Below are 18,784 nucleotides of genomic sequence, written 5' to 3'. Positions count from 1 at the left end.
CGTGACGACCCATCCTCCTCAGGAGATCCTGCCATGCTGGTCATACGCCCCGTCCACCCGGCGGACCTGCCTGCCCTGGAACGGCTGGCCGGCAGCGCAACGCCGCGGCTGACCAATCTGCCGGCCCACCGTGATCGCCTGGAGGAGCGTATCGCTCGCTCCCGGCAGGCTTTCGCCGCCGAGGTCGAGGCACCCGGGGACGAGCACTACACCTTCGTGCTCGAGGACCTTGAGTGCGGCGAGGTAGTGGGTACAGCCACCATCCGTGCCCAGGTCGGCGCCCGCGATGCCTACTACACCTATCGCCAGGAGACGCTGATCCACGCCTCCCAGCAGCTCGACGTGCGTCGCGAGGTACCGATCCTGTCGCTTTCCCATGAGGTCTCCGAGGCGACACTGCTCTGCGCCCTGTCGCTTGATGCCCGCTACAAGGGCACCAGCGCCGAGAGCCTGCTGCGCCGGGCGCGACTGATGTTCATCGCCCAGTACCCGGAGCGCTTCGCCGGGATCCTGGCCATGGCCTTTCCCGGTTACCTGGACGAGCAGGGTGAGTCGCCGTTCTGGAACAGCGTGGGGCGTCACTTCTTCGTGCGCGACTACCAGGAAATCAACTACCTGGCCGGGGTGCGCTCGAAGAGTTTCATCGCCGAGGTGATGCCGCAGTTCCCTCTCTATCTGGCGCTGCTCACGCCCCAGGCGCGGGCCGCCATCGGTCGCGAGCATCCCGACCACGAGCCGGCCTTGGCCGAGATGCTGGCCGAAGGCTTCCTGCGTTCGCGCCACGTGGACATCTTCGATGCCGGTCCGGTGATCAAGGGCGAGCGCCAGCGCCTGGCCAGCTTCCAATGCGCCGCCTGGCACCCGGTGCGCATCCGTCCCGCTCACGCGCTGCCCGATGCCGAGCCAGCCATGGTCGCCAACCAGCGCCTTGGCGACTTCCGCTGTGTGGTGGCGCGCTATGCCCTGTCGCCTACCGGCCAGCTGATGCTCTCTCCGGAGCATGCCGAGCGGCTGGGTGTGGAGGAAGGACGTGCCGTGCTGGCCGCTCCTCTGGGGCTGCCCGGGATGGGAGACGGGGGTGTCGACGAGCACGATCCCGGCTATGACGAGGGAGAGCTGTGATGCGTATTCGAGCGATCGCCGAGGGCGATCTGGACGAGCTACAGGCCCTGGCCCGGGAGACCGGGGTGGGCTTCACCTCGCTGCCCGATAACCGTGACTTCCTGGCGGCCAAGATCGCCTCGACGGTGGCCGCCTTCGAGGAGCGCACGCCGACCGACCAGCGGCTCTATTTCTTCGTGCTCGAGGACGAGATCAACGGTCGGCTGGCCGGCTGCTGCGCCATTGAGGGGCAGGTGGGGCGCGAGATTCCCTTCTATCATTACCGGCTGGGGACCCTGGCCCACTCATCGGTGCAGCTCGACCTGCACCGCACCATCGACACCCTCTTTCTGAGCTCCGATCACACCGGCGATGCTGAAGTGGCCTCGCTGTTCCTGCGTCCCGAGTACCGTGGCGCCGACCGGCGCCATGAGCGTAACGGCGCGCTGCTGTCGATGATGCGTTGGCTGTTCCTGGCCGAGTTCCGTGATCAGTTCCCCGACAAGGTGCTCGCCGAGATGCGCGGCGTTTTCGACGACCGTGGGCGCAGCCCCTTCTGGGAGTGTCTGGGCAGCCACTTTTTCCCTCTCGACTTCGACGAGGCGGACAAGCTCACCGGGCTTGGCCAGAAGAGCTTCATCGGCGAGCTGATGCCCAAGTTCCCGATCTACACCCCTTTTCTCAGCGAGACGGCGCGGGCCTGCATCGGCCAGGTCCACGAGCACACCCGCCCGGCGCTGGCCATGCTCAAGAAGGAGGGCCTGCGCTGGGAGGGCTACATCGATATCTTCGACGGCGGCCCGACCGTGGAGGCCTACATCGACGACGTACGCGGTGTGCGGCTGTCGCGGCGTTACCGAGTGGAGGTCAAGACCGGCCCGCTCGAGGGCTCGCCGCGGCCGCGCTGGCTGGCCGCTACCACCGGGATGGCCGGCTTCCGTGCCGCCTGGCTGGGACGAGGGCCCGATGCCGAGGGCGTGGTGGCGCTCGACGAGGACGAGGCGCGTCGGCTGGAGGTCGCCTCCGGCGACACCCTGCGCATACTGGATACTGAGGAGGAGGCGTGATGAAGGCAAGACAACAGCTGCTGATCGGCGGCACCTGGCAGGCGGGTGAGGGCGAGGCCTTCACCAAGCACGATCCGGTGTCCGATGAGCGCCTCTGGGAGGGCGGCACCGCCACAGCGGCACAGGTCGACGCCGCGGTGGCGGCTGCCCGAAGCGCTTTCCCGGCTTGGGCGCGCACCACCTTCGACGAACGCCAGGCGCTGGTCCAGCACTTCCGCGAGGTGCTTGAGAGCCATCGCGAGGACCTGGCTACCGCCATCGCCCAGGAGACCGGCAAGCCCCTCTGGGAGGCGCGAACGGAGGTCGGCGCGATGATCGGCAAGATCGCGCTCTCGATCCGCGCCTATCAGGAGCGCACCGGTGAGCGCAGCCGCGACCTGGGGGAGGCCACCGCCGTGCTGCGCCATCGCCCGCACGGGGTGATGGCGGTCTACGGTCCCTACAATTTCCCCGGTCACTTGCCCAACGGCCACATCGTGCCGGCCCTGCTGGCCGGCAACTGCGTGGTGTTCAAGCCCAGCGAGCAGACCCCGCTTACCGCTGATCTCACCCTGCAGTGCTGGCAGGAGGCGGGGTTGCCGGACGGGGTAGTCAACCTGGTGCAGGGCGCTGCCGGAACCGGCCAGGCACTTTCGGCAAATCCCGATATCGATGGCCTGCTGTTCACTGGCAGCGCCCGAGTGGGGGGCATACTGCATCGCCAGTTTGCCGAGCAGCTTGACAAGATCCTGGCCCTGGAACTCGGCGGCAACAATCCGCTGGTGGTGAAGGACGTTCCCGACCAGGACGCGGCTGTGCTGACTATCCTGCAATCGGCCTTCCTCTCCGGCGGCCAGCGCTGTACCTGCGCCCGGCGATTGATCGTGCCCGAGGGCGAAGTGGGAGACCATCTGCTGGATGCTCTCAGCGATGCCATCTCGCGGCTGCGGGTGGCCGGCCAGTTCAGTGACCCCGCCCCTTTCTATGCCGGCCTGGTCAGCATGGCGGCCGCGGACGGCCTGCTCAAGGCCCAGGACGATCTGGAAGCACTGGGGGGCACGGTGCTGGCGCGCATGGCGCGTGTCGAACCTGACACCAGCTTGCTCAGCCCCGCCTTGATCGATGTCACCGGCCTGGCGGTGCCCGACGAGGAGCACTTCGGACCGTTGCTCAAGATTCATCGCTATCGAGACTGGGATGAGGCGCTCGCTCTGGCCAACGACACTCGCTATGGCCTCTCCGCCGGGCTGCTCGGCGGAGAGCGAGGCGACTGGGATGACTTCCTGCTGCGCATCCGCGCTGGCATCGTCAACTGGAACCGCCAGACCACCGGCGCCTCCGGCGACGCGCCCTTCGGTGGGGTCGGCGAGAGCGGCAACCATCGCCCGAGCGCCTACTACGCCGCCGACTACTGCGCCTACCCGGTCGCCTCCATGGAGAGCGAGGCGCTGGTCCTGCCCGAGACGCTGCCGCCGGGGGTTACGCTATGAGCCAGTCGGACCCGGACGAGCGCGAAGATAACTTTGTTGAAGTCAACTTCGACGGCCTGGTCGGTCCGACCCACAACTACGCCGGCCTGGCCCTGGGCAACGTCGCCTCCATGACCCATGGTGGCCTGGAGGCCAATCCCCGGGAGGCCGCCCTGCAGGGCCTGGGCAAGATGAAGGCGCTGATGGACGCGGGCTACGCCCAGGGCGTGCTGCCGCCCCAGCAGCGTCCCGATCTGGGGGTGCTTCGCCAGCTCGGTTTCACCGGCAGTGATGCGCAGGTGCTGGCCCGGGCGGCGGGCGATGCCCCGCAGCTCCTGCGCGCGGTCTGCTCGGCCTCGAGCATGTGGACCGCCAATGCCGCCACGGTGACGCCCTCCGCCGATGCCCCGGACGGCCGGGTGCACTTCACCCCGGCCAACCTGCAGTCGAGTTTCCACCGCTTCCTGGAGCCGGCCACCACGGCCCGGGTGCTGGCGGCGATCTTCCGCGAAGAGGCGCTCTTCGCCCACCATTCGGTGCTGCCGGCGACCCCGGCTTTCTCGGACGAAGGTGCCGCCAACCATACCCGCCTCGCCGCGGATTACGGCGAACCTGGAGTGCACCTCTTCGTCTATGGTCGGGCGGCCTTCGGCTGGGGAGCGGAGGAGGGCGTTGCCCCCCAGCGCTACCCGGCGCGGCAGACCCTGGAGGCGAGCCAGGCCATCGCGCGTCAGCACGGCCTCGCAGAGTCCCAGACGGTGTTCGCCCAGCAGCACCCCGAGTCCATCGACGCCGGTGTCTTTCACAACGACGTCATCAGCGTGGGCAACGGCCCGGTGCTGCTCTACCACGAGCGGGCCTTCCTCGACGAGCAGGCGACCCTGGACGCGCTGAGGGAAAAGATGGCCACGCCACTGGTCCCGGTTCGGGTTCCCGAGGAGGCGGTCAGCCTCGAGGACGCCGTGGCCTCCTATCTCTTCAACTCCCAGCTGCTCTCCAATCCGGATGGCACCATGACGCTGGTGGTTCCCGGGGAGTGCCAGGAGCGCGAGAGCGTCTGGCGCACCATCCAGGACCTCCTGCTGGCCGGCCACAACCCGATATCCGAGGTGGTGGTCAAGGACGTCAAGCAGAGCATGCGCAACGGCGGGGGCCCTGCCTGCCTGCGGCTGAGGGTAGTGCTTTCGGCGGCCGAGCGAGCGGCCCTGTCGGGACGTGTACTGCTCACCGAGCCCCTGCACGGCGAGCTCACCGCCTGGGTCGAGCGTCACTACCGTGACCGCCTGACTCCGAAGGACTTGGCTGATCCACAGCTGGCCGAGGAGACCCTGGCGGCGCTGGACGAGCTGACGCGGATCCTGGCCATCGGCGCCGTCTATCCCTTCCAACGGAGGTGAGGTATCTGCGCTATGCTCCGGCCAACGGCTGAGGGAGAGACGATGTGACGGGCGTGGTCTACTGGCTGGACATGGCGGGAGTGATCGTCTTCGCCCTCTCGGGTGTGATACTCGCCTGCCGCTCGCGGATGGACCCCTTCGGCATGCTGGTGCTGGCGGCGGTGACCGGGATCGGTGGTGGCACCCTGCGCGACCTGGTGCTGGGCGTGCGCCCGGTGTTCTGGGTGACGGATCCGACCTACCTGTGGGTGATCCTCGCTACGGTGGGCCTCTCGGTCCTTGGCTTCCATTATATCCATCGCCTCTCGCGGGGCTTTCTGCCGGTGGCGGACGCCTTCGGCCTGGCGCTGTTCACGGTGATCGGGGCCCATAAGGCCCTGATGCTGGAGGCGCCCGGCGTGGTGGCGGTACTGATGGGGCTGCTGACCGGGGTCGCCGGCGGCATGATCCGCGATGTCCTGGCGCGTCGGGTGCCTATGGTGCTCAGACAAGAGATCTATGCCATTGCCTCTATTGCAGGGGGCGTGGTCTTCGTGGTTCTGGAGGGACTCGCCGTGCCGCTGGCTATCTCCATCGCTACGGCGTTGGTGGTCACCCTCGGGTTGCGGCTCTCGGCGATCCATTGGCACCTGTCGTTGCCGGTATTCGCCTGGGTGGTGGTGCAGCCGCCACCGACACCCCAGAACCCCGAGGAAGATGGGTCCGAGAAGGCGATGGTGACACCTCCCCAACGAGCCAAGGTCAGGGTCAAGCTGATCCCGCCGGGACGAGCCAGACAAGAAGGGAAGGCAAAATGAATACGACCTTGATGGGACGATGGAAGATTCGCACGACCGCAGCGCTGTGACTTGCCTGCAGGGTGCGCTGGTCGGTGCTTATGACCGCGAGGCGATGATGGTGCCGTCGGAACAGGGTGGCGGCCAACGGGGAGCATCGCAACGTGCTGGCTATCATACTGCTGGACTGGCCGGATAGGCTGTATACCGGGCCGGCCATTACCATTGGCGATGTATGAGGCCTGGACAGCGGCAGCTTGTAGATGCCGAACTCCTCTGTGACAAGCAGACAGAGGGATATGAGAAGCCAGGCACTACAATGCCGCGCTAATGTGATGAACGTTTTCTGGTCATAGTATAATGGCTTGTTTTTTTTGTCCTGTAGACAGGTTTGCCTGCGATTCTAGCTCATCTTGTATATGTCGGTAGAGTGGCAGCAGCTTGGCGTGGATTTCCCTCTCTGCCTGGTGTTGATCGATATAGAATGCGCTTCTTTTCCCATGAAAATCGATGGTGTCGCCAACCTGAGTGAAGTAGAAACCAGACATTGCAAGGAGTCGAGGGAGCTTCGGCTCCATCATGGCGAAGACATGTCGGCGATTGGTTATGCCAACTAATGCATAGGTAGCAAGGAAAAGGCCGACTACAATCACAGGGAAAGTCTGCTTTTCATCCTGCGTGAACTCCAATAATGTAGATTTTGCGCCAGCCTCTACCTCATCCTTAACAGACCTTTTTCGAAAGGGGCGAGCTATCGCAAGCCTTGACACTTCGCATATCTCGTTTTTGGCGAACAGCGCCGGATGCAGGGCAGCATGGGTAAGACTCTGCCCCGCATAGCTTTGGAGAGGAAGCCTTGTGTCGAGACAGTCATGACCGGTTGAAGGCAACACAAGTCGCATGCATCCAGCCGTTCTTGCACTTCGCCGATGTTCGATCAAGCAGTGAAGCGATCGCTCGTCATACTCGTCATATTCCAGCCTCTCACGAGCATCAGAAGGCTCTTCATAACCGAGCTCTTCACAATAGACCTCATGCCGCAAGCGATAAACCCTTCGTTTATCCTCGTCGCTTTTGGCGAGTCTGAAACGGAATCCGCTCCTGAAGCGATCAAGCAATTGAGTAGACGACTCTGCATTGCTGTCAGATGAGCAAGATCTCATTCTCTTTTCCTTGAACTGGAAGGATAAGGGGGCCCTTGACCGTCAAGAGTGCCATCAAGCAGGAAGCCGAAAGCTTGATGTAAGGGAGCTGGCTTCCCCAAATGGAAGCCTTGCCCGAATGCAATACCATAGGACTTTAGCATTGGAAGGAGAGATTCCTGATCGACGAACTCAGCGATGGCCTGCTTGCCGAAGCCGGCAGCAATATCGGCGATGGCCTGGACGATGACGCGGCTCTCGGGACTGATCGGGAGGCTGCGGATGAAGGAGCCGTCGATCTTGATGTAATCCACCGGCAATTGCCCCAGGTAATGAAAGCTGCTGAAGCCCACGCCGAAATCGTCCAAGGCGGTGCGGCATCCAAGGTCGCGGACCGATTGCAGCACGCCGCGTGCAGTCGAGAAGTCAGTGACGGCGGCGGTCTCGGTGACTTCGAGGATGAGATGGTGGGGATCGGCACCACTGGCAGCCAGCTCGTCGGCCAGGTACTGCTTCAGGCCTTCATCATGCAGGGACTGCCCGGAGAGGTTGACCGCAAGGCTGATACCTCGCTCCTGCAGTCGACTGAGTACTCGCAGGCTGTGGCGCAGCACCCAGCGATCGACTTGCACGATCTGACCGCTACGTTCCGCTACCGGGATGAAACAGGCAGGAGAGTCAAGGCTGCCATCGGTATCGCGCATGCGCAGCAGTACCTCGTAATGCTTCACATCGCGATCTTCCAGGCGCATGATCGGCTGCACCATCAGCTCGAAGCTGTCCTCGGCCAGGGCACTGCGCACGCGCTCGACCCAGTAGACTCGCTCCTGCAGCTCATCCTTGGCATTCTCGGTCCTAGAGAGCAGATGCCAGTGCTGGATGCCACTCTCCTTGGCCTTGTACATTGCCACGTCGGCGCTGGCCATCAGGTCGGCGGGCGTGGCGCCATGGATCGGGAACAGGGCTATGCCGATGCTCGCGGTGACTCTATGCCGTTGTCCTGCGGCCTTGAAACCCAGGCCGTCGAGCAACTGGCTGATATACTGTGCAACCTGTATCGCCTGGTCCTCGGCGGCATGCTCCAGCAACAGTGAGAACTCGTCGCCGCCCAGGCGGGCGATCACGCCGCGATGTCCCAGGTTCAGCAGGAGGGCCTTGGCCACTTCTTGCAGCAGACGGTCTCCGACATGGTGGCCGCTGAGTTCGTTGACCTCCTTGAACTGGTCAAGGTCCAGCAAAAGCACTGCGCCGTGTGACTCACACCACAGGGCCTTATGCAGGGCATCCTGGAAGTAGCGTCGATTGTAGAGCTCGGTCAGTGGATCACGTTCGGCCAGCCAGGTCAGGCGAGCCTCAGCGACCTTGCGCTCGGTGATGTCGAGCCCTACCGAGATCCGCGACATGGCGTCTGCAGTGCCGGATGGCAGTGGGGCGTGGTACCAGGCGATGGTGTGGATGTGCTGGTCCGGCATCTGGAGGGTTCGCTCTTCCTGCTGCGGGGTATCGAAGGCACCAGCCATCGAAGGAGTGCCGGCATCGAACACGTCCACGAAGTGGCGACCCAACAGCGAAGGTTCATCCAGGTCCAGCATCGTGAGGGTATAGTCGTTGACCAGGTTGATCCGTCCCCTGTTATCTTGGGCGATGATGAAGACCCGGGCGGTATCCAGCAGGCTGTTCACGAAGTCCCTCTCATGGGCCAGTTCCTCGACCCGCTCCGCCAACTGGTCACCGCGTTCCTGAACTTCCTCTTCCAGCATCTCAAGCTGTCGCGAGAGCTCCAGGGTGGTACCTTCCAGTACGTCGATTTCGTCTGCCAGGCGATGTCGGGCGGGGGGAATCGCACCTCGCACATCCTCGTATCCACCGCTCGCCAGTGTCGGCAGCAGGCCAGCGATCCGACGTAGGCGTGCCATGGGGCGCAAGAGTATCAGCAGTAGCACAAGCTCCGCTGCGATCCAGCCCACCAGGCCAACCCCTAACAGGACTCGAGTGTCCTCGTTGATGGCCCTGATTTGTGGTGTTATGTCGGAGATCAGCAGGAAGTAGCCCGTGCTACGCGGGTCGGCGTCCTCGTCCATGTGGACCGCGCTGAGCTCAAGGTAGTGGCCCTGGAGCTGTAGCCGCAGAGGGGCTTGCAGTAGGGTGCGGATCGGTCCCATGCCTGCAGCCCGTTGCAAGACAGGAAGGCTCGCCTCCTGGCGCGTCAGGGCCAACAGATAGCCATTCCAGGGGGCGAGATGGCGTTCCTCGGGAAGGTCACTGCTCTCCGGCGAGCCGGTCACCAGCAGGGCGATCTCGGCGTTGGAGACCTCCCGGGCCTGTCGAGTCACATCGGCCAAAGACCGAGAGAGTACGACCAGGCCGACGCTTTTGCCATCGACCAGCACTGGAACGGCGGCATACTGCTGGCAGTCCGTTGTACAGCGCAGCGCCGTAATGGGCGTCTCGGTGTCCATGATTCGCTGCACCCAGGCCTGGATCGGCAACCTGCCCTCCTGCTGGCTGGAACCCCAGCGACCCACGATGCGTCCCCGGGTATCTACCACCAGTATCTCGTCGATGCCGGCCTCAAGTTGCAGGGTTGGCCACTGCGACGCCAGTGCCTCCTCGACCTCCTCGGCGTTACCCGCCGCAAGGGGCGGCCCGAGACGTGGCGAGGCCGCGGCCAGGCCCGCCAGCTGGCGAAGATTCTCTGCCGAGCGCTGGAGGGCCAGGCGGATTTCTCGCTGCTGGCGTTCATGGTACTGGTTGCGGCTCTCCTGGAACTGGCGGGTGAGATTGTCATGCCCCACCCAGGTGAATAGCCCCACGAGCGCTACCAACAGCAGGCTGCTCAAGGCGATGACACGCCATGTCAGGCTGAGTCGGTGACGAGTTCGGAGCGACACAGGGAGAGTCATCTCGCTGATTTCCTGGCCAGGAGCATTGAGACGTCAGAAGCGTAACGAGAGCTGGAATAGCAGCATGTTCCAGCGACGGCTGGTTTCAGAGGGGTCCGGATTGTCCTGAACGGGCAGCCAACCGGTGCCATCGACATGGTGATATTCGCCTGCAAGCATGATGCGGGGGTGTGGGGTCCACTGAAGTCCCAGAGTCATATCTTGCGCGAACTGGCTGTGGGCAGGTCCTGCTCCCCGGGCCTCGAATGTCTTCCCCGAGCGGTCGTCACGATTACTGACCAGTCTGTCGTAGCGTACCAACCATTGCCAATTCTTATCGAAGCGACGGGTATATTGCACGTACCAGCTCTCGCCCGTGACATCGAAATTGAAGGCGGGGTTGTTGAAATTCTCTAGTCCGGAAGTTCGCCAGGCGTATTCACCCGTCAGGCTCCAGTTCTCCTGGTTATACTGCAGCGAAAGAATCCACGGGTTGAAATAGAAGTCACCGTCACTAAGCCCTGGGGTCGAAGAGTCGAAGTTCGCATTGGCGCTGGCCGCGCTGATGGCGGCAATGATCCGTCCGCCATCATGCTCATAGCGGATCTGCCCAATGGCGGACCTTTTCGGATCAAGGCTGCCTGGAACCGAATCTAGCCTCAGGGTTCGGCGGAGGTCATCTCCCGCCTGCACTTGGCCAATCCCTAGTTGTGTCCTCAATGAACCCCGGCTGAAGCGTTCCTCGTGGTAAAGGGAAACGCCATCGCCTGAAAGGGCCAATGAACGAGTTCTGTCAAAGTAGATGGATTGTGGTAACAGGATGCTGGGCCGGGTAAAGGCCACATCACGGGTCTGGTTATAGAAGCCGAAGGGATTCTTGAAACGGCCGAGTTGGATGCCGAAGGTGCGCTGCTGATCGGATAGCATCTGGTAATCGATCAACCCATAGTCCAGTTTCGGGGTGGCATCACTGCCATCTCCCCCGGCGCGCCGGCTCAGCACCTGAGCGGCCAGCAGCACGTCCTGGTGGGGCCGCAGCGAGGCGTTGGCACCGATCTCGGTGAACTTGAAGCTGCCCTCGTTCTCGCTGCTGGGGCCGAAAAAGTTGTTATCGTCGGTGATGACCAGCGCCTGGCTCAGAAAGCCATGCACTTGGAGGGTGTCCAGCATGCCTTCGTCACTTCGGGCCTGGGTAGATAAGCCCACAGTCAGTGCGGCGGCGATGGCAATGACGGAGCGAGGATCACTCCATCGAAATGACTTGGACACGATCATCCAGGTACTCCCTTTCAAGATATCCCAGAGCGCCGGGCGTGGAGGCAATCCGTTCGCGCATCTGCGCCTGGTTACGAACACGATCGGGCGCCTGCCCGGTACCCGAAAACACCATGCGATCCCAGGCCAGCTGCAACTGATGCGGGTAGACGGCCAGTTGCTCCTTGGCAAAGCGCGCATGTACGGGGTGGTTGTTGTCGAGCACGAAGACCCGCACGGCCTGGCCATCGGGCCAGGAGCGCTGCCTCATGGCGAAGATGGCGCGAGTGGTATCGCGTTTCAACTGGCGGGTATTCACGTCGGGATGTGCCACCAGCAGGATCGGTGCCTCTCGGGCAATGGCCGGTGTGCCGGCCAGCGACAAGCCGGCCAGCATCACGGTGGCCAGGGCCAGGAGGCTCAAGCGAAGCATATAGCGCCCCACCCCCGCTGGCTGGCACGGGCAGTTTCTGGCTCCGCTGTAGGGCGGGTCAGGACAAGTGATGGCATCGGGGGTTATATTCCCGTTGTCTGATGAACGCCAGGTTCATGCACCATGCAGGCGCGGCCTGCATCTCACGCGTGTATGAGTCGATGACGCCTCCTCCTTGCAGCCCCTTGGGGCATTGTCTTCCTTTGCCGAATGCGTACCGGTGATTACCCACGACAGGCACCAACAAGGGCTTCGTGCCACTTCCACACGGGCCACCCTTGTACGCTACATCACTTTAAGGAAATTTACAGGTCGGCGTATCAACGCGTTGGAGAGAATCCGGCGGCGGATGGCCGCCGGAGGGCAGGGTCAGTTGAAGACGTGAAAGCTCTCGGCATTGAGCCACAGGTGGGCCATCACGCTGGCGACGTAACCCAGGGCAATCACCGGGGTCCAGCGCAGATGACCCATGAAGGTGTAGTTGCCGCGGGCCTGGCCCATCAGGGCGACACCGGCCGCCGAGCCGATAGACAGCAGGCTGCCACCTACGCCGGCGGTCAGGGTGATCAGCAGCCAGTGGCCATGGGACATGTCCGGTTCCATGGTCAGCACGGCGAACATCACCGGGATGTTGTCGACCACCGCGGAGATCACCCCCAGGGCAATGTTGGCGCCGGTGGCGTTCCAGCCGGTGTAGAGGGCCTCGGAGAGCAGGCCCAGATAGCCCATGAAGCCGAGGCCACCCACGCACATCACCACACCATAGAAGAACAGCAGGGTATCCCACTCGGCCCGCGCCACGCGGTTGAACACATCAAAGGGAACCACGCTGCCCAGGCTCTCGAGCTTCTTCCAGTCACCGCGCTGGCTGTAGCGGGTGCGCTTGCGCTCCAGAGAGTGGGGCAGGGTGCGTCGCAGGTAGTAACCGAAGAACTGCAGGTAGCCAAGGCCTGTCATCATGCCCAGCACCGGCGGCAGGTGCAGCAGGGTGTGGCAGGCCACGGCAGTCGCCACGGTGAGCAGGAATAGGGCGATGATGCGACGGGCACCGCGCTTGAGCCAGACGTCCTCCTCCATGCTGGCCGGCTTGCGGTTCTTGATGAAGAAGCTCATCACCACGGCTGGGATCACGAAGTTGATCAGCGACGGGATCAGCAGTTCGAAGAACTCGTAGAACTGGACGATGCCGGCCTGCCAGACCATCAGGGTGGTGATGTCCCCGAACGGACTGAAGGCGCCGCCGGCGTTCGCCGCCACCACGATGTTCACGCAGCAGAGGTTGATGAAGCGCTTGTCGCCCTCGGCAACCTTGGTTACCACCGCACACATCAGCAGCGCGGTGGTCAGGTTGTCGGCAATCGGCGAGATCACGAAGGCCAGCACGCCGGTGATCCAGAACAATGAGCGATAGCTGAAGCCCTTGCGCACCATCCAGGAGCGCAGGGCATCGAACACCCGGCGCTCGTCCATGGCGTTGATGTAGGTCATCGCCACCAGCAGGAACAGCATCAGCTCGGTGAATTCGAGCAGGGTCACACGGAAGGCATGCTCCGACTCGGTAGGCATGCCCGCCTTGACGTAGACCCAGCCGATCAGCGCCCAGATGATACCGGCCGCGACCAGCACCGGCTTCGACTTGCGCATGTGGATCTTCTCTTCGACCATGACCAGGGCGTAGGCCAGCACGAAGACGGCGACGGCGAGAAAACCCACGAACGAGCTGGTCAGGTCCAGCTCACCGGTTACGGCGAGAGCGGGGCTGCTGGCCAGTAGCGCGAGCATGGCGAACACGAGCATGCCCGGCCAGCGGGAGTGTTGCCGTGGCCGGGAAGATATACGACAGGTTGTCAGCATGGCTGCGATCATCCTGAGGCAGGAGGTGGGGTAAGGGTTAAAAAGCGGACGAATCTTATCACAGCGTGCTGCGATGCAGTATGCCCACTTATTTATTCTTCTCGATACTTTGGCAGGAGAACGGTCAGTCGTCATCCCCGGAGGGCTGAGCCTGGGTGTCCAGGGCCTGTTGCCACTGGTTCACGGTGACCTCCTCCAGTTCCTCTGCCGGCAGGTCCTCCTCCAGCGAGGCGCGGTGGCGCTCATACCACCGGCGCGGACGCAGCAGGCTAACCTCGGGACGCCCCTTCTCGAGGGAGACGCCGGCGGCGAGGATGCCCAGGCGTGCATAGAGCGAACCACTCGGTACCTCGTCACGAAAGACCAGGTCCGCGAGCATTTCCAGGGAGTCGCCCGTCAGGCGCGCCTCGCGCAGCTGCAGAGTATCGTCGTCGAGGTGCAGCAGGGCCTTCCCACGTATGTCGTTCACCGTCAGGCGCCGACCCAGCCATTCCCAGTCCCGGGCACGGGAGAGGAATAGGTGCGCCAGCAGGCCACTGTCCCGCATCGCCAGATCGAGCCGTGCATCCAGTTGAAGGGGGCGGGTCCAGTCAAGCAGGCCCTCGGTGATGTCGAGCTGCGCCCACCAGCCGGCCTCGCCGCGCGTCTGCTCATACCGGCGCTGGATATTGTCCAGCCGCAGCAGGGATCCAGAGGCATCAAAGCGGCGGGTGACCAGGTCGCCATCTCTCAGACGGGCCTCGAGTCTCAGGTCGCCATCCAGACGCTGCTCGCCGAACCGGATGGCCGTGTCGAAGGCCTGCAGGGTAATGTCGCCGTGTGCCCGGAGTCCCTCGAGGTGCAGGTCCACTTCAAGCCCGGCTCGGCCGCCCAGCAACGCTACCCCCGAGCCTTCCGGCAGGTAAGCGTTGTAGCGTGAGAGGTCGTCCACCTCGGCGATGGGTAGCTGGACGCGCGTGGTGAAGTTCTGCAGTGAACGGTCCTCAGGGTCGAGGCTGAAGTGCGGCGTCTCGGTCTCGAGGCTGAAGTGGCGGCCCTCGACGTAGGCTTTCGCCTCGCCGGTACGGTGCAGGCTGAAATGGGGCAGCGTCAGCCTCAGCCGGGCGCCCGGCGCTTCATGCCCGCCATCTATTTCGGCCTCGAGCCGGCCTCGGCCGTTGGCCGTGAACTCGAGAAAGCCGACCGCCAGGTCATCCGCCTCGACCAGGAACCGGCTGCCCGGACGCAGTTGGCCATTCGTGAGGTGCAGATTGGTCCTGAAACGGCCGTTACCCCCCAGGGTCAGGCCGTGAGCAGCAGGCAGGAAATCGTCGAGAAAGCCAAGGTTGGCGACCATCCCCTCGAGCACCAGGTCCCCGTCCAGCCCCGGTGCTTGCCCCTCCCTGTCTGATTTCGGCAGGGGGGCTAGGAGTGCCTCATGGGCCACGATCCGGGTGCGCAAGCGCGGGCCCGAGGAAGCTGCTTGCATTTCCAGCCGTGACCCGGAGAGGTCCAGGCGACCGTTGCCCAGGTTGGCCTCGCGCACTCTCAGGTCCAGTGTCAGTTCCCCTTCCACTTCGCTGCCGAGCAGTCGGCCGACGATACGCTGTCCTGTCAGGTCGATCTGGCCACGGGCCAGCCCGTTCTCGAGGTCGATCCGGCCGTGAGTGATGGCTCTCCCGGACCGCAACGTTCCCGGTACGGCGGCGGGCAAGTAGGCCTGCAGCACCGCGACATCAGGCATCGTGGCGTCTTGCCAAGAGAGCGACAGCCTCGGGTTTGGCAGTAGGGCTTCGGCTTTCGGGATATCGCTCTCGGCAGTCAGGGCTAATTGACCATCCTGCATCAGCAGGGCGCCATCGGAGGATCTCGAAACGCGTGCGGCCTTCAGACTGGCGTCCAGCCGGGCTCTGGGCCCGTTCGGGGCCTCCTGCCAGCTGGCCGTGACGCTGCCCCGCCCCAAGGCTTCCAGGTCGAATAAGCGGGCAAACAATGAGTCGGTAGTCACTGCCAGGCGACTGCCGGCCGCCACCTGGCCCTGCTCCAGCTTCAGGCTGGCCGCCAGATCGCCACCGCCTTCCAGCGTCAGGCCACCGTCGACGGTATGGATCAGGAAGTCATCGAGGACATCGAGACGAGCCACGTGGCCCCTGATAACGACCCGGCCATCCAGCGGTGGTGGTCCATCATCGTCGAGCAGCCTTGCCAGGGGGGCCAACGACGTCAGGCTGGCCTCCTCCAGGGTGAGCTCGGTGGTCAACGGCAGCTCGTCTTCCTCGCCTTGCGCCGAGATCTCGAGGTGGGTGCCCGACAGATTCAGCCGCCGTTGACGTGGATCGATTTCGGGCAGGGCCAGGGCTAGCGTCATGCTGCCGTGCAGCAGCCGTCCGGCAAGGGTCAGGGCAACCTGCTCGCCAGACAGGCGAAAATTGCCCTCGAACAGGCCATCCCGGTACGCCAGGTGTCCCTCCAGTCGGGCACTGCCGCTTTGAAGCGTCAACGGGCCGCCTTCGGGCAGGTAGGCCGTCAAGGCACCCACGTCGGGCAGGCGGGCATCTTCCCACTCGAGTCGGGCGGAGGTTAGTTGCCGCGAGGTATCGGCGAGGACGGTACCGGGCATTCGGGCGGAGAGATGGAAACGACGGCTGGTCAGGAAGGGGTCGGCCAGTCCGGCCCGCTGCATTTCCATCTCGTCGAGGGTCACGCCGAGTTCCATGACGGGCCCCTCCTCGCCTTCCACCACTCGGCCAGTGACGCTGCCGCCGCCACTGAGGCGGTGGCGGTCGTGCCTGCCCTCTACCAACTCCTGGCCATGTCGAATTCCCTCTTCTGGCTCCGCGAGCGGGGTCAGCAACACGCGCTCGTCCAGTGCTACCAGCAGTGAAGGCGAATCCAGTCGGAGGTTACTTCCCGGCGCGAGCGCCCCACGCTCGAGCGACAGCTCGCCGCTCAGCTCGCCGTGGCCGGCCAGGTCGAGCCAGCCCAACTGACTCAGGTAGGGATTGAAGACGTCCCAGGCATCGGCCGAGGCATCCAGTGACAGCGTGCCCGATACGAAGGCGGCCACCGCCAGGCCCGGATGCTCACGCAAGCCGAAGGGGGCTACCTGCAAATCGGTCGACAGGCGTATGTCGTTGGCCAGCACCGTGTTGCCGCGCCTGACAAGTGCCTTCTCCATGCCGAGCTCGAGGCCCTGGATCGATACTTGGCCATCGTTCAGCGTCAGGTTGGAAAGTGAAACCTCACCATCTCCCTCCAGGCGATGATCGTTGAGGCCGAAGCGACGAAGCCCCTGTGCCGTAAAGCTGGAAATCACCATCCGGCGTTCGAGCAGCGCCGTCAGCGAGATCCGCAGACGTGCCTGGTCCACCGCCAGCTCAAGGGGCGGGTCGTTGCTCTCGACCTGCAGCTCCTCGAGAGCAAGATGCCCCGGGAAGCCGCTCCATCCCGATGACCAGCGAATCGACATGCCGGACTTTTCGGCCAACCACCCCTGGGCGTATGGGGTATTGATCAGCCCGTTCGCCACGATCAGGTAGAAGGCGAGCGCCAGTAGGGGCACAGCCATCAGCCAGGGCAGGCGAAGGCCTCTTGCGGTATCGGGATCCGAGCGTTGCATGGGACTTCCTCGACCTGCGGTGTCCTGGATCATGGTACACGGCCTTGTCGTCCTGCGTTGTCGTGAGGTTTTGTGGCATCATCTGCCTTCCCGGCAACCGCCGGCAGGGTTCAGACCGCCAACGACGCAGGCATAAAGGGCATGTTTCTCGATGATTTCCATACGCTTACGGACGGGCGTATCCGCATTTCCGCGCAGCAGGCCAGCCAGTTCGCAAAGCGCATTGCTGGCGACTACAACCCCATCCACAATCCCGACGCACGACGTTTCTGCGTGCCCGGTGACCTGCTCTTTGCCCTGGTGCTGGCGCGCTTCGGCCTCTCCCAGCGCATGACCTTCCGCTTTCTGAGCATGGTCGGGGATGGCACGCCGCTTTGTTTCAGAGAGCAGGACGATGGCAAGATCCGCGTATGCGACGAGAGCGGCAAGTGCTATCTGGAGGTCGAGCGCAGCGGCGGGGCCACCCGTGACGAGTCGGTGGTGGAGGCCTTCACCCGCAGCTACGTAGCCTTCTCGGGCAAGAACTTTCCTCACTATCTCAAGCCGCTGATGGAAGAGAAGGGGGTGATGTTCAACCCACGCCGACCGCTGGTGATCTACGACAGCATGGGTTTCTGCCTGGATCGCCTGGATGCGCCTGCGCCGAGCCTGGAGTTCGTTGATTCCTCGCTGGAGGTGACCGGCAAACGCGGCGATGCGCTGCTCGAGTTCCGCATCCTGGCAGGCGACGAGAGTATCGGCACCGGCTCCAAGAAGCTGGTGGTCAGCGGGCTATGCGACTATGACGCCGAGGCCATGGACGAGGTGGTCGCCGAGTTCTACCGCCTCAAGGCTGCCCATGAGTCCGAGGCCTGAGGCGACACGGTCGAGACCTGGTAGCCTGGCCCGTCATGCCACCACGGTGACCGGGCAGGGCGCCAGATCGATGACCCGATGGCTGACGCTGCCCAGCAGGGATGACTGCCACTTGCCCAAGCCACGGCGACCCATGACGATCATCGGCGCCGCCTCGCCGTGATGCCTGGCTCGGGCGACGATGGCCCCGGGGATGCGTTTTCCCTCGCTCACTATCTCTTCGATGCCGTGTGGAACCTCGCCCAAAGCCTCCCTGGCCCGTCGGAAGGCTTCGCCGGACGGGCTGCCGTCAGCGTTCTCGGCGGTCGTCGAGCTGCCGTCCGGCCGGCAGAAGACCAGCTCCACCGGCACGTCGGCACGGCGAGCCAGCTCGCCTGCCAGGACGGCTGCCTTCAGGCAGTGCCTGGAGCCATCCACCGGCAGCAGCACTTGCCCCAGGCGCGCCGCGTCGGAAAGGCCAGCCGCGGCATGCACGATGGTCACCGGGCAGCGGGCTCGGTGCACCACCTCGTTGCTGATGCTGCCCTGCATGAACTTGCCAACATCACTCAGTTGGCGGGCCCCCAGCACCAGCAGGCATCCGGCATGTCGGGCCGCGTGCTCGAGAATGGCGCGGTCGGGTTGGCGGATGAAGGTGGTGTCCTCGAGGATTATCTCGGTCGGTGCCTGCGCCAGGTCCGGGTCGACCGCCTGGCGCGCTCGGGTAAAGGTCTCGGCGGCCATGTCCTGGCATCGCGCCAGGTCGTGGTCGACCTCCGCCTGGCGATTGGCGGGGATATCGCTGAGCTCCACCGGGTTGAGCGGCATCACGTGCAGCAGCTGCAGCGGCGTCTCCAGTAGCTTGGCCAGCAGGCTGGCATGACGCGCCGCTGCCTGCGACGACGGTGACCCATCGACGGGCACGATCACCAGTGAGATCGGCTCACTCATCGATATTTCCTCCCCGTTCCATGAGCGTGGACATGCAGGCACTGTAA

The 18,784-nt window shown here is 64.0% G+C and carries 13 protein-coding genes; 6 read left to right on the top strand and 7 right to left on the bottom strand.

Annotated elements, in window-relative coordinates:
* Positions 1-33 precede the first annotated feature (33 nt).
* From U5L98_RS01395 to U5L98_RS01375, 5 genes are read left to right on the top strand one after another with little or no spacing between them, the layout of a single operon-like run.
* The gene (locus U5L98_RS01395; RefSeq protein WP_322556560.1) at positions 34-1,122 is read left to right on the top strand and encodes an arginine N-succinyltransferase; all 1,089 of its coding nucleotides are present in this window, start codon (positions 34-36) and stop codon (positions 1,120-1,122) included.
* Positions 1,122-2,168 carry an arginine N-succinyltransferase gene (astA, locus tag U5L98_RS01390; protein WP_322556559.1) on the top strand — a complete coding sequence of 349 codons (1,047 nt, stop codon included), beginning with the start codon at positions 1,122-1,124 and terminating at the stop codon, positions 2,166-2,168. Before U5L98_RS01395 ends, astA begins: the two co-directional genes overlap by 1 nt.
* Positions 2,168-3,637 (top strand): succinylglutamate-semialdehyde dehydrogenase, encoded by a 1,470-nt coding sequence (astD, locus tag U5L98_RS01385; RefSeq protein ID WP_322556558.1) that lies wholly within the window; start codon positions 2,168-2,170, stop codon positions 3,635-3,637. The genes astA and astD overlap by 1 nt, the downstream gene beginning before the upstream one ends.
* Positions 3,634-5,013, top strand: coding sequence for an N-succinylarginine dihydrolase (astB, locus tag U5L98_RS01380; protein WP_322556557.1), 1,380 nt, complete (start codon positions 3,634-3,636; stop codon positions 5,011-5,013). The genes astD and astB overlap by 4 nt, the downstream gene beginning before the upstream one ends.
* A gap of 44 nt (positions 5,014-5,057) precedes the next feature.
* On the top strand, positions 5,058-5,810 hold the full coding sequence (locus tag U5L98_RS01375) for a trimeric intracellular cation channel family protein (protein WP_322556556.1): 753 nt from the start codon (positions 5,058-5,060) through the stop codon (positions 5,808-5,810).
* A gap of 329 nt (positions 5,811-6,139) precedes the next feature.
* On the opposite strand, the gene U5L98_RS01370 is transcribed toward U5L98_RS01375, so the two are convergent.
* The 6 genes from U5L98_RS01370 to U5L98_RS01345 form a co-directional block, all read right to left on the bottom strand.
* Positions 6,140-6,952, bottom strand: a complete 813-nt coding sequence (locus U5L98_RS01370; protein WP_322556555.1) for a PEP-CTERM/exosortase system-associated acyltransferase — start codon at positions 6,950-6,952, stop codon at positions 6,140-6,142.
* Positions 6,949-9,834, bottom strand: coding sequence for an EAL domain-containing protein (locus U5L98_RS01365; protein ID WP_322556554.1), 2,886 nt, complete (start codon positions 9,832-9,834; stop codon positions 6,949-6,951). The genes U5L98_RS01370 and U5L98_RS01365 overlap by 4 nt, the downstream gene beginning before the upstream one ends.
* Positions 9,835-9,867: 33 nt before the next feature.
* On the bottom strand, positions 9,868-11,088 hold the full coding sequence (locus U5L98_RS01360; protein ID WP_322556553.1) for a hypothetical protein: 1,221 nt from the start codon (positions 11,086-11,088) through the stop codon (positions 9,868-9,870).
* Positions 11,057-11,464, bottom strand: coding sequence for a hypothetical protein (locus U5L98_RS01355; RefSeq protein WP_416208162.1), 408 nt, complete (start codon positions 11,462-11,464; stop codon positions 11,057-11,059). Before U5L98_RS01355 ends, U5L98_RS01360 begins: the two co-directional genes overlap by 32 nt.
* A gap of 405 nt (positions 11,465-11,869) precedes the next feature.
* On the bottom strand, positions 11,870-13,354 hold the full coding sequence (nhaD, locus tag U5L98_RS01350; protein WP_322556551.1) for a sodium:proton antiporter NhaD: 1,485 nt from the start codon (positions 13,352-13,354) through the stop codon (positions 11,870-11,872).
* A gap of 124 nt (positions 13,355-13,478) precedes the next feature.
* Positions 13,479-16,952, bottom strand: coding sequence for a hypothetical protein (locus U5L98_RS01345; protein WP_322556550.1), 3,474 nt, complete (start codon positions 16,950-16,952; stop codon positions 13,479-13,481).
* Between the two features lie 141 nt (positions 16,953-17,093).
* Between U5L98_RS01345 and U5L98_RS01340 the strand changes: the two genes are divergently transcribed.
* A complete protein-coding gene (locus tag U5L98_RS01340) occupies positions 17,094-17,807 on the top strand; it encodes a DUF3581 domain-containing protein (RefSeq protein WP_322556549.1) in 714 nt (237 codons plus the stop codon).
* 33 nt (positions 17,808-17,840) lie between these two features.
* Here U5L98_RS01340 and U5L98_RS01335 read toward each other — a convergent pair whose 3' ends face one another.
* Positions 17,841-18,737, bottom strand: a complete 897-nt coding sequence (locus U5L98_RS01335) for a universal stress protein (protein WP_322556548.1) — start codon at positions 18,735-18,737, stop codon at positions 17,841-17,843.
* Positions 18,738-18,784 lie beyond the last annotated feature (47 nt).

The organism is Halomonas sp. (genome assembly GCF_034520545.1).
Classification (GTDB): domain Bacteria; phylum Pseudomonadota; class Gammaproteobacteria; order Pseudomonadales; family Halomonadaceae; genus Halomonas.
The sequence above is the reverse complement of the archived record's forward strand: the minus strand, read 5'-3'. Positions and strand labels throughout refer to the sequence as shown.

Excerpts from the sequence above, each read along its gene's own strand:
- U5L98_RS01395 (WP_322556560.1), top strand. The coding sequence starts at position 34 with ATGCTGGTCATACGCCCCGTCCACCCGGCGGACCTGCCTGCCCTGGAA.
- astA (WP_322556559.1), top strand. The coding sequence starts at position 1,122 with ATGCGTATTCGAGCGATCGCCGAGGGCGATCTGGACGAGCTACAGGCC.
- astD (WP_322556558.1), top strand. The coding sequence starts at position 2,168 with ATGAAGGCAAGACAACAGCTGCTGATCGGCGGCACCTGGCAGGCGGGT.
- astB (WP_322556557.1), top strand. The coding sequence starts at position 3,634 with ATGAGCCAGTCGGACCCGGACGAGCGCGAAGATAACTTTGTTGAAGTC.
- U5L98_RS01370 (WP_322556555.1), bottom strand. The coding sequence starts at position 6,952 with ATGAGATCTTGCTCATCTGACAGCAATGCAGAGTCGTCTACTCAATTG.
- U5L98_RS01365 (WP_322556554.1), bottom strand. The coding sequence starts at position 9,834 with ATGACTCTCCCTGTGTCGCTCCGAACTCGTCACCGACTCAGCCTGACA.
- U5L98_RS01360 (WP_322556553.1), bottom strand. The coding sequence starts at position 11,088 with ATGATCGTGTCCAAGTCATTTCGATGGAGTGATCCTCGCTCCGTCATT.
- U5L98_RS01355 (WP_416208162.1), bottom strand. The coding sequence starts at position 11,464 with ATGCTGGCCGGCTTGTCGCTGGCCGGCACACCGGCCATTGCCCGAGAG.
- nhaD (WP_322556551.1), bottom strand. The coding sequence starts at position 13,354 with ATGCTGACAACCTGTCGTATATCTTCCCGGCCACGGCAACACTCCCGC.
- U5L98_RS01345 (WP_322556550.1), bottom strand. The coding sequence starts at position 16,952 with ATGCAACGCTCGGATCCCGATACCGCAAGAGGCCTTCGCCTGCCCTGG.
- U5L98_RS01340 (WP_322556549.1), top strand. The coding sequence starts at position 17,094 with ATGTTTCTCGATGATTTCCATACGCTTACGGACGGGCGTATCCGCATT.
- U5L98_RS01335 (WP_322556548.1), bottom strand. The coding sequence starts at position 18,737 with ATGAGTGAGCCGATCTCACTGGTGATCGTGCCCGTCGATGGGTCACCG.